Annotated in this window: 10 protein-coding genes and 1 pseudogene; 2 read left to right on the top strand and 9 right to left on the bottom strand. The window is 37.8% G+C overall.

Annotated elements, in window-relative coordinates; genetic code table 11:
- Positions 1–48 precede the first annotated feature (48 nt).
- Positions 49–279, top strand: coding sequence for a hypothetical protein (locus NQ536_RS07170; protein WP_004852962.1), 231 nt, complete (start codon positions 49–51; stop codon positions 277–279).
- Positions 280–414: 135 nt separating this feature from the next.
- On the opposite strand, the gene NQ536_RS07175 is transcribed toward NQ536_RS07170, so the two are convergent.
- The 3 genes from NQ536_RS07175 to ispF all read right to left on the bottom strand — a co-directional run bounded on the left by NQ536_RS07175 (position 415) and on the right by ispF (position 2,110).
- A complete protein-coding gene (locus tag NQ536_RS07175; protein WP_004852963.1) occupies positions 415–864 on the bottom strand; it encodes a putative ABC transporter permease in 450 nt (149 codons plus the stop codon).
- A gap of 59 nt (positions 865–923) precedes the next feature.
- A complete protein-coding gene (locus tag NQ536_RS07180) occupies positions 924–1,445 on the bottom strand; it encodes a DUF6106 family protein (protein ID WP_004852964.1) in 522 nt (173 codons plus the stop codon).
- A gap of 95 nt (positions 1,446–1,540) precedes the next feature.
- Positions 1,541–2,110: a 2-C-methyl-D-erythritol 2,4-cyclodiphosphate synthase gene (gene ispF, locus NQ536_RS07185; RefSeq protein WP_004852965.1), complete on the bottom strand. Its 570-nt coding sequence runs from the start codon at positions 2,108–2,110 to the stop codon at positions 1,541–1,543.
- A gap of 389 nt (positions 2,111–2,499) precedes the next feature.
- Between ispF and NQ536_RS13930 the strand changes: the two genes are divergently transcribed.
- Positions 2,500–2,760 carry an IS110 family transposase gene (locus tag NQ536_RS13930; protein ID WP_233419712.1) on the top strand — a complete coding sequence of 87 codons (261 nt, stop codon included), beginning with the start codon at positions 2,500–2,502 and terminating at the stop codon, positions 2,758–2,760.
- A 135-nt stretch (positions 2,761–2,895) separates the two neighbouring features.
- On the opposite strand, the pseudogene NQ536_RS07195 reads toward NQ536_RS13930, so the two are convergent.
- The 6 genes and pseudogenes from NQ536_RS07195 to NQ536_RS07220 all read right to left on the bottom strand — a co-directional run.
- A pseudogene (locus tag NQ536_RS07195) lies at positions 2,896–3,094 on the bottom strand (AAA family ATPase); the annotation flags it as partial.
- A 101-nt stretch (positions 3,095–3,195) separates the two neighbouring features.
- A complete protein-coding gene (locus NQ536_RS07200) occupies positions 3,196–9,018 on the bottom strand; it encodes a VaFE repeat-containing surface-anchored protein (protein ID WP_004852969.1) in 5,823 nt (1,940 codons plus the stop codon).
- Between the two features lie 248 nt (positions 9,019–9,266).
- A complete protein-coding gene (locus tag NQ536_RS07205; RefSeq protein WP_004852970.1) occupies positions 9,267–10,052 on the bottom strand; it encodes a hypothetical protein in 786 nt (261 codons plus the stop codon).
- Between the two features lie 108 nt (positions 10,053–10,160).
- Entirely contained in the window at positions 10,161–11,549 is a 1,389-nt protein-coding gene (locus NQ536_RS07210) for a BspA family leucine-rich repeat surface protein (RefSeq protein WP_004852973.1), read from the bottom strand.
- A gap of 291 nt (positions 11,550–11,840) precedes the next feature.
- Complete coding sequence (locus NQ536_RS07215) at positions 11,841–12,938, bottom strand: hypothetical protein (protein ID WP_004852975.1); 1,098 nt, start codon at positions 12,936–12,938, stop codon at positions 11,841–11,843.
- 619 nt (positions 12,939–13,557) lie between these two features.
- Positions 13,558–14,469 (bottom strand): hypothetical protein, encoded by a 912-nt coding sequence (locus tag NQ536_RS07220; RefSeq protein WP_004852977.1) that lies wholly within the window; start codon positions 14,467–14,469, stop codon positions 13,558–13,560.
- Between the last annotated feature and the right edge of the window lie 579 nt (positions 14,470–15,048).

Raw genomic sequence — 15,048 nt, forward strand, 5'->3', positions numbered from 1 at the left:
ATAGTTACTAAAGCACGTTATAATCAATTATTAATGGAGGTGTAGATTATGACAATTCAGCAGGCAATCAAAAAGTACAAACTAGAACCGCTAAGTGTCAGTGCTGCCAAGGTTAAAGCCAAAGAACTTAATGTTGACGAAGTTCTTTATATGAATGTCCAGAAGAACAAATATGCATACATAGTTCGTGATTCCCGCGGTGTTATGCTATATACAGATGAGCGTAATCTTTATACCAAACTGTATAAAGGTTTGAAAGTTACTTATCTTCAGGAATAACATTTTTCACACACACTACATTTTTTGTTACTGATATTGCAACAACTTACAACAACATAATATCACAATATACAAATATGGGAAATCGTCATTCTCTCCATCCCCATGAGATAATCGACGACTCCCCATATTTTTTTACCAAAACCTGTACACTGGTCTCTCCTCACCAAACAAATTACACCTTATGTTGTCATCTACATATATCATAGCCGGCGCAATCAACATCCAAAGCAACGAGTATGGAATGCATATCTGCCCCATCAAATTTAACGAAACATCTGAGTAATCCCATATTCCGCAGTTCAGTCCTATATTGAATATATATCCTGTTATAAATTCTAGTTCAGAAACTATAACTGCCGAGATCACCATCTGGAGCAGAACGCTCATTCTTTTGAATGTCTGGTTAAGTCCACCACACAGCAGTGTAGCCATACCCCCGCACAGGATCATGGAGTAATGCGAATAATGCCTGACTGCTATCTCCAAAAAATAATATATCAGACCACCTGTCATAAATATAGCGAACCATTTTACTAAAAGCCCCTTCACAACAATACCTCCGATATCGGTAGTATCTGCCATGAAAGGGCATATTATTTATCAACTTTCAACTTCTTTTACTGTTTCTTTTATTATTTCTTTTATTGTTCTTTATACTTTCCCTTAAAGAAATTATTGACATGATCTATGGTCTTGTCTGAAAGTTCAAGCTTAACAAATTCAGTCTTGCCATTCTTGTTAAGTACAAACACATAAACACCATCAGCATATTTAGGATCCTTTGAGGTGTAATCCTTTGTTTTTATTGAGGAATCCTGCTGAAGCTCATTGTCGAGATATATTGAATCACTCTTCGCTATGAACTTCACATCATTGTTACTGAAGCTACACATCTTCTTACGACTCTTCTTTGCGATTATCCTGGCGATGTCAACATCCTCGTTGACCATAATATACTCGTATTCCGTTTCCTTTCTAGAAATGAACACTCCAAATAAAACGCCTCCGATTATCACAACCAACAGACCTATTGATGTAAGCATCGGTATAAAAAATGCTATGACACCTGCTACTATAAGTATTGCGCCCAATACCATTCCTGCCATAACTCCCGTCGGAGTCTTTCCTTTCACTATATGCTCTGCATATCCATCATTTAACATAAAACCTGTTCTCCTTAGTTCTTAATAATACATAACTATTGCTATTCTATCACATATATCCGCTTTTTGTGGGTTATCCAGATAAATTTAATGAATTATTCACACTCATATTGTCTGTCACCTGCAGGGCAGCCCTGACAGCCACCGCATCCACCAGATCTGCCAATATCCGCCACATCTGTTGTATAGTTGTATGCCGATTCAATCAGACATATAGCCTGTGAACTGATACCAAGACCTTCCCCTGTAAAGCCAAGCTTTTCCTCTGTAGTAGCTTTTATATTCACCATATCTTTTTCTATGCACAGACAGTTTGCTATATTCTCACGCATCTGTTCTATATACGGCGCAAGCTTCGGACGCTGTGCTATGACTGTTGCATCTATATTCTCTATCACATACAGTTTCTGCTCAAGCAGTCTCTTCACCTCCGACAGAAGTTTCATGCTGTCGGCATCTTTGAACCTCTCATCTGTATCCGGGAAATGCCTCCCGATATCCCCCAACGCAGCTGCACCTAACAGCGCATCCATTATCGCATGCAGCAAAACATCAGCATCACTGTGTCCAAGCAATCCCTTTTCATATGGTATATCTACTCCTCCAAGTATAAGCTTACGACCTTCCACGAGTCTGTGAACATCATATCCCATTCCTACTCTCATATATATCTTGTATGATAATTAGGAAGTTAATTATCACATGTTTCCTTTCTTTTAATATCATGGTTCAATACATTCAAATACTGTAGCCTTTTGATTTTGCCCTGTAGCTTTGACTACTCTAAGAAGTGTATTGCCGCTACCTTTATCTGAATTGTTTATAGCTGGATGTTACCGGAGTAATCCGAGTACTTATTTCCATCAAGTCTACGATGATAATCGCTGGTGGATATCACGGTATCAGACTTTGGAAAGGGAGGTACAACCTCGTGATTTACGTAGGCATTGACATTGCCAAACTCAATCACTTTGCCTCAACCATATCTTCTGATGGTTAAGAACTAATCAAGCCGTTCAAATTTACAAATGACAATGATGGCTTCCAACTGCTGATTTCCGAGCTAGATCCTCTAGACAAGGACAGCCTCACCATTGGTCTTGAATCGACGGCACACTACGGCGACAACCTTGTTCGATATCTTGTTGCTAAGAATTACAAAGTGTGTGTGTTGAACCCCATCAAGACTTCTACTATGCGTAAGAACAACATTCGCAAAACGAAGACTGACAAAATTGACACATTAATAGCTAAATATTTGTTGGGTGATTTTGTTCAAACACAAGTCCATAGTTTGAACATCTACCCTCTGTAAAGCTTTTATAAAATCCTCAAGCGGTGAGCTACAAGATATAAACCAGCTTTTAACCAAATTATCAAAACAGATTTTTGTCTCGTAATTAGTTATACTGACATTATATTTGTCACTATATTCAAAGTCTGACATATTGTACCGTAAAGAGAAGAAATGATCAAGCATACTCATGTTTAATGTTTTAACCAAATCTTCTCGGTCTAGTTATAAGGGTCACTTCATCAGAAGCATGCCACCAATCACTAATTAAACCAGTCTTATCCACATAAAATAAATTATTTTCTCTAATATATCTAAAATCCTGATTACCTATAGCAATACATCTTGCAGTCATACTAGCACCACCCATTACAACCTTACTCTAAACTCTATTAAAAAGCAAGGGTGGCTTTTGTACCACCCTCACCTAATTGACCGAGTAACCTCAACGATTACTTATTTCTTCTTTCTTCTAGTTACAAACAATGTAACCACTCCGAGTCCGAGCATACCAGCTAAAATAGATAAGAACATTACAGTTCTATCACCTGTCTTATTTGGTGTCTTATCAATATAAATAGTCTGTGACTCAGCGTCAAAATCAGCCTCCTTACTAATAAGATTGCCCTTGTTGTCATATACATACTCGAAGATAACTATTCTGTGCTTTCCGAGTCCGTCTGTCTTAAATGACATACTTACATCGAATGAACCATTCTCCGGTTTCTTGCTATCAACATGTAATTCAGTAACCTTACGTACCTTCTTACCATCACTGACAACGATCTGCTGTGTATTGTAGTCCCAAGCCTCAGTAACTACCTTGTATGCTACAGAAGAATCAAGCTTGCTATAGTTGACTGTATCAACTATCTTAGCAACTTCACCCTCCTTAACGTGCTGTGAGTTATCCTTGCTGTTCTTTGCAGAGGTCTTTAACTCAGGATAGTGAATCTGCTGGCCCTCATCAGTAATTTCGGTATGACCACACACTTCATACCCTTTTGTACGAATTGTTTCAAATGCCGTTATAGTTTCACCTGCTAAAAGTGATGCGTCATACTTAACCTCTACCTTAACTGAACCATCAGTTGTCTTTGCCTGGAACTTAACTGTTGCAGTAATAAGATTACCATTGGCATCCTTTAACGGTCCGGCATCCTTACCATCCTTATTTAAATGAAGAGTAAGTGTTGTGCTGTACCAATCACCTACAATAAGATTATAGTAATCAACTGAATCCCTAAAGATTGCAGTCTTACTTGCATAACCTACATGCAGCTTTGTTATACCATCACTTGCTGAAGTACCACATGAAGGAAGTTTTATTGTCTGATCAAAGCTGTCGAAATCTTCCTCCTTGTCAATAAGAATTCCATCCTTGTATAAGTATACAAAACTTACAAGATCATCATTCTTATCCTTATGATATGCATCTGACTTCAAACCATTATACTGATACTTAAGGGCTACCTCTTCACTATTTCCCTTAGCAGTAAAATCAATTGAATTAGTCACCTGCTTACCATCAACAAGCATTGGTTTTCTTGTACTCTTATTATATACTACACCCTTCAGAGTAAATCTCTCACCTTTTGTAAGACCATCAAGCGTAACTGTATCCGTCTGATGGACGTCCTCTGTAAGCATAGTAGCATGTGTTCCATTCTTGTCATCTAAGAACTTAGTTCTAAGTGAACTAAACGAGAATGACTGCTCAGCACTATTTGGATCTGTGTGCTTAAACACTATCTTGCCATTGTAGACTGCAAATACGAATGATGTAAGTCTCTTGCCTTTCAACTTTGTTCCATCAACTACGTAATGTAACTGTACTTCCTGATCAGCTTTGCTTATAGTCTCACTCTGCTTTACTACTACTGGCTTGCCATTCAACTCAACTGGCTTGTTTGTATCCTTATCGATTGCAATACCGTAAAAGTCTACTGAAATTCCTGTTGCAAGATTCTTGCAGAAAATCGTATCAACAACATCTGCATCCTTTGTTGGTGCAATTGTATGATTGTGTGATGTATTATCAACTGCTAAAGTGGATCCTGTTGGAAATGAAATCTGCTGTGACTCTGCATCCTTATCAGTATGCTTTGCTACTGCAACTCCATTAAGTTTAATTACCTGCCGAATTGTAATGGTTTTACCTTCAAGATTAAATGACCTCGGATCAATATCAAAAGTAACATTAACTGTATCATCCATCTTTTCTGGTTTGAGAACCTGAGTTCTCTTAAATGCTTTTCCTACCTCTGAAACAATCTTTCCTGTGTCTTCAGCTACGCTATCACCTGTGCTGTCACTACTTGTTTCATCAGTAACATAACCGAGATCCTTGAGCATATTCCAGTATGGATCTTTCTCGATCTCAGTCTTCTTTATCTCTTCTCCTGTTGCGCTGTCAACAAATGTTGTCTCCAGCTCGTACTCGTACTCTGTTGGGAGATTTGAATACTTAACAGAATCGATTATCTGTGTTTTGTCCAGTATTGAATACTGTGTATTTGTGGTTGCATCTATAGCGTTTGTCTCAACAGCTGGTACATAGAATTTCTCATCAGGATCAGTACCATCTTCGTTGTGAGTAGCTATAACCTCGCCATCGTACTTTAACTCACAAATTACGTATAATGATTTACCAGCATACTCAGTGAGATTAAGACCCTTAAGCGGAACGCTTACAGTCTCATCATCACCCTTAGCAGTAAATTCAACTTCGTTCTCAACCTTGATATTCTCACCATCAGAAACCTTACCTACTAAAGTAAACTTAGTTCCCGCTACCAGATTGTGCAATGTAACTGTATCTGTAACATCTACTTTCTCATCTGCCGGCGCTACATTAGTCTTAGTGCTATCAACTAAAACCTTAGTCTCCAGACTGATAACATTGACTGTCTGAGCTTTATTGCTTACTGATGCATCCTTAGCCACACAATTTGCTGGCTCTACTGGCTTTCCGGCTGAATCCAAAGATACTGTCTTTGTTACAGAACCTTCAACAAGATACTCATAGAATACTAATTTCCTTGACTTGACATTGCTTGTGTTTACGCCTGTGAATGTGACGCTTGCTGTTGTCTCTGGGAAAACCGTACCCTTCTTAACTGCACCTGTTGTGAATTCAACATTCTTTGCAACATACTTGCCATCAGCATCCTTGTATGCCTTGCCAGTATTAGCGTCTACTGCCACTGACATAAGCGTGTACTTGGTTGATGCTTTCAGATTGGTTGCCTTGACACTATCCTTAAATGAGGAATTCTTGCCTGCAACGGACATCTTTGTATTTGTGTCTGTTGAAATGGCACTTGAAGTCATCTTTGGTATTGCTGTGTTTGTGTAAGTACCGAAGTCTATTACGGCTCCGTTCTTAGCACTATCTGAAACTGTAATTTTCTGTGCTGGTCCAAGGTCGTATACCTGTGTCAGCTTGTACTTCTTACCATCAATTGTTACATACTGACGATGTATCTCTCTGATTGTGTAAGTATCCTTGTACAATGGTCTTGGCGCTTTACCGTCAACGGTCTCTTCCTTGATCTCTGCAGCTGCTGTCTTGCCGGATCCCGGTGTTGTAAAGAACACATTTGTTTCTTTGTATGTTGGGTACAGCGTTGTATCAGCCATAGCCTTAGCTAAAGTTGCATCGTTGCCGTTTACATTTGTGTAATCCAGCTTGCTTGAATCGAACTCACCGTTCTTGTCTGTAACTACAACATGCTGATCGCCATTGCTTGCAGTTACAAGGAATGCTACTCCTGCCATTGGATTACCGTATGAGTCAACCTTCTTGAGTTTGAAGTCGTAGCGCTCTTTCTGCTCGTACTGCTTGAAGGCATCTGCTGTAATTTCTGCACCGGCATAGATTGTTCTGCCGCCTGTTACACGAACAGTTACACTTGCCTGATTAATAACCTTACCTTTGATAACAAAAGCACCCTTATTCTTACCATCAACTACCTTATAACCACTTGGAGCTTTTACCTCTGTGATTCTCATTGCACCATCTTCGAGCTCATAAGTATCACCCTGCAAAGTATCAGGTGCTGCATCACTCGGATAATCCTTATTTCCTGTTACAAGACATGTTTTACTGAACGAAGCCTTATACTGATTACCAACTTTAACTGTCTTTAAATACCAAGTATTAGTTGGTGTTCCTGACGCAGTAGTCTTTCCCTGATAGTACTCCATCTTGAAAATAGCACCGGCAAGTGATGTTTTACCAACCTGTGTACCATCCTCACGAACAGAATCTACCTTGTCAATAACAATATTGATAGGATCGTGTGCAACCTTATCTACTGTATGATAAGTTACTCCGGTTGCTGTTGTGCTAAATGTTGCACCTGTGATTGATGTATAATCCACATGACCGTCCGTTGCGTTTACTCCAATGTGAGCCTCGTACGGATACTTTTCACCACCAATTGCTATCTGCTTGTTCTTGTTTAGCTTGTAATGTTCTGGTGCTTTTGTCTCAACAATATAATATCTAACTCCAGCTTTAAGCTTTACCACTGTTTTACCAACTTCACCAGAAGCCTGTGTTGGGTTAACGCTTGTTATTTCTCCAACACCATTGCTATTAGTCTTAAACCTTACAACATTGACTTTCTCATTATCCTGTGCACAGTATACTAAATACTCAGCGCCTTCAACAGGCTGTCTTGTCTTGCTGTCTGTTTTCCTCAAAGAAAAATTAGGACTGTTCCACTGAAGTTTTGCAGTGAATTCTTTATCAGTTGGCTCTCCTAAAAATCCAAGTACCTGTAACTCTGCGCCAAAATCAGCTTTGTATGCACTGTAACCTTTCACACTGGTGAATTTAATGTCAGATGTTCCACCTTTAGCTATCGAGGCACTAAAGTAAATCTTGTCACCGTTAGAAACTGTCGCAGTACCTGCCCCATGAGTTGACTTCTTTCCTTTGGAATCTGTTTTATGCATTGTAACACCTGTTGGAATAGTTACTGTGACACTCTTCTTAGAGACAACTGCCCATTCATTAGTTGTCTGGGTTTTATCTGTAATATTATATGCTGCTCTTGATGCTGTAAAATCATCAGATTTTCCTGCAATGCTAAAGGCTGTGTCTGCTAATGTATTAGGCATGTCCTTACCTTTCAGCCATTTTTCATACGAAATTGCATTATCATAAGCTGTTCCAAAATCACCAGAATCCCAATACCCTGTGTAGTAATAATCAAGAATACAGCTAAGTGTCATAACATTGTCACCATTTAAGCCACCTGAACTAGGTGCTCCATCATAACTTCCTGCACCTGGTCCAGCAAATGAATAGTATAAAGCCTTTGTAATATTACCCTTACCTATACTCGAAACTGTGCCTGTTCCTGAAGTTGGACCGGTCTTACCTTCTTCCATACAAAAAGCGTAACCAGTGTTGTTATAAGTTAAGCCCTTGTTAATATAGAAGATATAAGAAATAGTTCCTCCATTGTAACCATAACCTGTTCCTCTACTAACTGCTGTAGTTGTAGCGGCTTTTGCAGCCTTAGCCATCCTAAACACTGATGCTAAAGTGGCTATTGGCTTCACCTCTGGAATAGAATCTGTTGGTGTCGCTACCTGTGTAGTAGCCTTTGTTTCCTCAGAACTTGCATCTGATGTAGTTGCGACCTGTGTGTCTGACTCTGTAGTAGCCTCAGTACTAACCTCAGTACTAACCTCGCTACTAGCATCTGTTGGCGTTGCGACCTTTTCTGTTGGTCTAAACATATTATTGTCGAGCTTTATTTCCTGGACTCCATCTCCTGCAACAATAGAAAATGAACCCACTGTATTATTGTAATCGTAACCTGTCTTACTGTAATCGTCATTCGATCTGAATAACTTCTCGTCAAGCTGGTAGTAATAAGTATCTTCCTGAAGTTTTGCTATTGCCTTTGATGCATTGGCATTAACTCTCTCCTCAAGATTCTTGTACACAACTCTATCGTCACCACCGTATGACTTTCCATCATAGGAGAGTACGAACTCAGTGATACTCTCGGTGCACGCAGAATCCTTAAATACTTTAATTACTGCACCTGCTAAGTTCCTGTCTTTATCAGAGTCATTCAACTCTTTGTAGACAGTAACATCTCTTGTTACTGGCGTAGCGTCAGTTGGCGTTGCCTCCTCTGCCTTGGCTCTAAATACATCCGCAAGACCTACAAAAAGATCTGTTGTGATACTAAGAACCATAAGAAGTACCATGACTAAAGCTACTACTGTTACTTTAACTTTGTCCTTAAACATGATTTACCTCCCTTAAAACTTTTCCTTGTAGTTACTTTCTTGTTGCTCCTTTCTGCAACATTCATTCTTCTTCCTGCTCCTTTCCTCGTTATTTTCTTGTTTTCAGCTCGACATTGTGTTTGAAAAGACATTGCTTTCAAACGCAAAAATAGGAGTCGGACTTAACCGACTCCTACCTGTCTTGTTTTAAGGGAAACCCAGAACTACTGGGTGAAAAGCTCTAGTAGGAATTACCCTACCAGAGCCTGTTAAACTATCTTGGCAAATTTATCACCTGAGACATGGTAAATTGGTATTTCTGCGTAATCACTGTATGTTTTAACGCCTGCGTAATCTTTATCTTCTGAATCATAATCCTCGGAAACTACAATACCCACTGGTTGATTTTTCATTGTAAAAATAAGCTCATTGGCATCTGACAAAAGTTCTATCAGAATAGCTGGGTAAGCACCAACACCACCATATTGTATACCAACACGGCTATCTAACTGATATTTCATAAAAAGTTTACTCTCAACTTCATTCAAACCAACTGTATATTCCCAATCTACTTTATGCCTATTATCAGTGCCTAGATCATTGATTCCCATAACGATCAATGATCTCCAATCAAAATCGTATAAAAGAGCAACAGATCTATTCTGTTCACAATACCAGTGTGGATCTTTTGTATTCGTAATTCTTGTAGAAACTGTAAATACATCGTACCCAGGCTCTAAGTATGATTTCTTCAAGCTGCTAACGCTCCTTAGCAAAACATTTCCTACTAGTGCACCATCCTGATCTTTTGAATTAACTGTTATAATTTTCTCAGCATATAACCGCTTTATAGAAGAGCAGGCGGCTTTTGTGGACAGAGTAAGTTCATTGACTAAACCTTTGAAAATCAAATATTCATTATCATCCATACTCTTCAGATCATTCACCATAAATTCGGGTATCTTAGTTATGATTTTATATCTTGTATAGTCATCAAAAAGATTTCTCCACAAATTACTCTGAATACGCTCACTATTATTACTTATGTAATCCAACAACGATATTTATCAAGCACTACACTGCACCTTCGTTTAGTCAACTGTATCAAAAGTATGCATGAAACCTACTGGCTTACAGGCAGATAAATCTCTTAGCACCTCCCATTACAAATCGCAATCTCTAGTCAGGTTCACTGCCGGACTGCTCTTATAATACCTAACTGCCTTCTCCAGGTACTCATCGTAGTACCGTCCTGTTGCTTTATAAAAATCTACAAACTCGGTCGTAAGCACATCAATTACGTCTGCAGTACTACTAGTATCAAACCTATTATCTAAGATAAGACCTTCTGGTAAAGTACAGCAACTAAACATACACCTCATATCAGTAACCTTACTAGTGTCAAACTTATGACCGAGGGTAAAGCCTTTCGGTAACCCGCAACTACTAAACATACGTTTCATATCAGTAACCTTACTAGTGTCAAACTTATTACCTAGAGTAAAGCCTTCTGGTAAGGTGCAATCAGAAAACATATTGCTCATATCAGTAACACTACTAGTGTCAAACTTATTACCTAGAGTAAAGCCTTCTGGTAAGGTGCAATCAGAAAACATACCGCTCATATCAATAACACTACTGGTATCAAATTTATTGCCTAGAGTGAAAGTCTCTGGTAAGGTGCAATCAGAAAACATATTGCTCATATCAATAACACTACTAGTATCAAACCTATTACCTAATGTAAAGCCTTCCGGTAGAGCACAATAGAAAAACATACGTTTCATATCAGTAACCTTACTAGTATCAAATTTATTGCCCAGAGTAAAGCCATCTGGTAACTTACACCCATTAAATATACAGCCCATATCAGTAACACTACTAGTATCAAATTTATCACCAAGAGTAAAGCCATCTGGTAACTTACACCCATTAAACATACAGCCCATATCTGTAACATTGCTAGTATCAAATTTATCGCCCAGGGTAAAGCCTTCCGGTAACCTACATTTGTTAAACATACAATACATACCAGTAACGTTACTAGTATCAAACTTATCGCCCAGGGTAAAGCCTTCCGGTAATTTACAATCCCAAAACATACCGTCCATATCAGTGACACTACTAGTATCAAACTTAGTACCCAAGGTAAAGCCTTCCGGCATAGTACACCCTGCAAACATACTATGCATATCAGTAACCTTGCTGGTGTCAAATTTATTGCTCAAAGTAAAACCCTCTGGCATAGTACAATACCCAAACATATAATCCATATCAGTAACATTACTAGTATCAAAGTTGTCGCCTAGAGTAAAGTCTTCTGTGAAAGTACACCATTGAAACATTTTTCTTGTATTTGTTATTCCCTTAGGTAAATTTAAAACCGTTGATCTTCCCCTGTAATGCAGATAATCACCGTTATCATCAGTTATTAACTCATAGTCTTCTGAATCATAATCAAAGCAGCCTAATTCACCCTCGTAATGAATTAAGTTACTTTTCTTTTCTGCTGATGACACATCAGTGCCGTTAAATAAATTTAATTCCTCCATAAATACCTTCCTTAGCAATTTATAAAAGACCAGAGAATTTTACTCCGCTGAGTCCGTTGTAACTTTTATGTAAAGCTAATAAAAATCGATAATACTTAGAAAATCTAAAGTTGCTATCTTCTCTATACCATTTTTCTTCGCCATACCAATAAAACACCTTTGTTATAGTAATCACCTCGTAAATACTATAACACCTTTCTTTTAGATTTTAAATATCAGTAAAAAACTCTAGCAAGTGTTACCCTGCTAGAGTCAATTTATTTGGATTCTATACATAGAATCTACCACGTTTTATTGAACATGTTCCTTCAAAAACAATAAATTGGATTTTACAAAATCCCCATACTTATATTTGCTCAGGTCAACATCGAAATTGATAATATCTGCATAATTATCAATAACAGACAAAGCATAATCCTGTAACGAAATTTGCATTCCAAGATATTGAGCAGGCTGACAGATAAACTGGGGACCAGCTTCGAAAGCATGATCAAAATCCATGATTGGGGATATATTTGTAATATTAAATTCATTGTCATAAATAATTCCCCAATTTTCAGAATGCTCATCAGAATTTCCTACAAGATAATCCGCTAGATTCATCATGTCAAAACGTAATTTATACTTATAGATTATATCTGCAAAATCGATATCATGATTCATACACCATATATCAACATACTTAGCCCTTGCAAAACAAACATCTTTAGATGTATAACAATCACATACTGAAACAAGTCTCGATTTAAATTTACTACTATGGTAGTTAACAACATCTATACCTATAGCCTGCAACATTTGTGAAGCTTCTACTTCTCTCCTTACTGAACCGTTCACATTGCCCTTCAGTAGTTCAAAACCAGAATCTGTTCTTCTCCATGCCTTAGGTGCTGCTCCGGCTGTAGAAATATCAGGAGACACGAGGCTCTGGTTTGTGATAGTAGGTGATATTCCAAATAATGCAACTTCCAGAACATGATTCTTCAAACTGTTATCAAATAAATTAACTTGAGACCAAGATATGTTCTCGCCAGATTTCTTAATCCAAAAACAATCATTTATAGATAAGCCACGTAATGCTATAACTATCGTTGCGCGTTCTTTATCAGAAAATGGCTGCGGTATACCAAGACAATTACATATCTCCTTAGCATACTTTCTGTCTAAACTTAGCATACGTTCAGAACACCATGAATTAAAATTCTGTATATTATTGATACGATCGCTAAAATCATTAGATTCTTCTAAATAGATATCAAACGGTAGTTTATTTTTATTAAAAATATGAACAATTCCCTCGTTCCGATCTATGGAAAAAATTTCTTCATCCTGAAAACATACAACATACTCATGGCTTTCAAGATCAGCAGTTCCACCAAATAAACTCATAAATTCCACCTCAATCAAACCTCGCAATCATTTATAATACCATTTAGTTTATCGTAAGTGCTACGCGGTACGTTAAGTGCTTGATATACACCTGACAGCATAATAACATAATACAGTTAAAAACTCTAGCAGGAGTTACCCTGCTAGAGCCTGATGTGCAATACCATTTTATTGATACTATACTTAAACTATAGTACAATGAGAGAAACTACTGAAAGGAGGTAATGCAACATGCAAAAACCAAACTTAAAGGCAGTTTTGAATCTATTCCGAGGTCGAGCCGAATTGTAGTTATACATTAGCTTTGGCGTAATGCCCTTCCTCAACGTATAAATTCTAGAAACTATACGCAAATATGTTATGCTTCGCCTCTGGATTTTAAGTATAGAACTTCGTCAAATCAGTTGGTAACAATAATTAACTCCAACAACCGCTGACCAAGATTACTATGAACAAAGCAAACAAGACATACATATGGAATAGCACCAAAAGCATCAAGTGGCCACTTGATGCTTTTTATTCTGCCTAAAAACTCTAGCAAGTGTTACCCTGCTAGAGCCTAGTAACCAAGACCAGTTCTGCTGGTCTTTTTATTTGCACTAAAAAGAGGTAGTCCCGATTAAAGGACTACCTCTTGTTTATGTAATTCTTCACCTACTAACTTGTATAATGGAAGTTCCATTACTAAAGCAAGTGAAGATGCATACCTATAATCTCTATTTGATGCGTTCTTCACTAATACAGCAATAGGCTCTGCTTCAGACTTCAGAACAATAGTTCCACCAAACCTATTAGCATTAGCTGCGAACTGATCAAACATACTGAAGATACCATCCTTACCGGTATAAAATTGCAAACCAACCATACCTCTGATATCAAATAAAATATCTTGTAAACTACCTTCTTCTACCTTAGTTAAGTTGTATGATGGATCTTTTGTATCCATGCAGACTAAAGATGAAGGATCTGTCTTGTATGCTATTGCAATACTTCGATTATTATACCAACCAAATTCCTTCTTGAACAATGAAGTTGTAAAAACATTACATGTTCTCAGAGAATACCACGAAGGATCTATGGCTCTGACAATTAACTTAGGATCAGCAATCACATCATCCGGATGATAACTATCTATCACTGACAGATGTTCATTCCAATCAGAAACAATTAGTCTCTTAATGACTCGTTCGACTTCAAATACATCTCTACTACCTTCGATCAATTTGCTGAAGGCCTCTTCATTTGTGCTGTTATCATCAATGCTAGAAATGCGCTCGTGTCCTCTATATAATTGATTAAGTAATCTATCTATATCCTCAGAACTACGCAAAGAATCTACATTAAAGCAGTATAATCTATCTGCGTAATTCTCTTTCAGATAATGCAATGTGTTCTCTAAAGAATTATAGCATGAATTTAATCTACACTCACACTTCTTACCAACACTACTCTGTTTACCAAGATACTTGACAATACCTCGTTCAAAACTATCCACCATTAATTTACCAACAGTATACTCTAAATAATTCATAATAACCTCCTATTTAGAGTATAGGTCTCCTTTCTATGAAAGTAAAGCGGCATACTAAATAACTGCTCCTGCACACATCGTGTATTCCAACTATTGATAACAGAACCTAGCTTCTGTACAATAGTAAAAAGTTGTGAAGGGAGGTAATACACAATGTGTACAAAAATCTTAGAAGCAATTTTTTCTTTATCCCGAGGACGAAGCTCACTGTAATTATACATAGCTTTTGGAGAGACAAAATCCCGCCCCACCAGTTAAATTCTAGGCATTAACTGGATTGTGCTAAACTCTCTGTTACGTTTCAACTTAACTCGCTATGTCATTTGACCAATAATGATAAACATCAAATACCACTAGCACACTTAACTCGCTATGTCATTTGACCAACAATGATAAACATCAAATACCACTAGCACACTTAAAGTTGATATAGCTAAGACTGAATAACACAGGGATAATATGGAGAGATGGTGCGCACCATCTCTTTTTACTGGAAAGAATCCAGCGAAAAACCCTAGCAAGTGTTACCCTGCTAGAGCCTGATGCATTAACTTTTTGTAAGTTGTTTTGTTCCTGTAC

Origin of the sequence: Coprococcus eutactus, assembly GCF_025149915.1 — a bacterium.
GTDB lineage: Bacteria > Bacillota > Clostridia > Lachnospirales > Lachnospiraceae > Coprococcus > Coprococcus eutactus.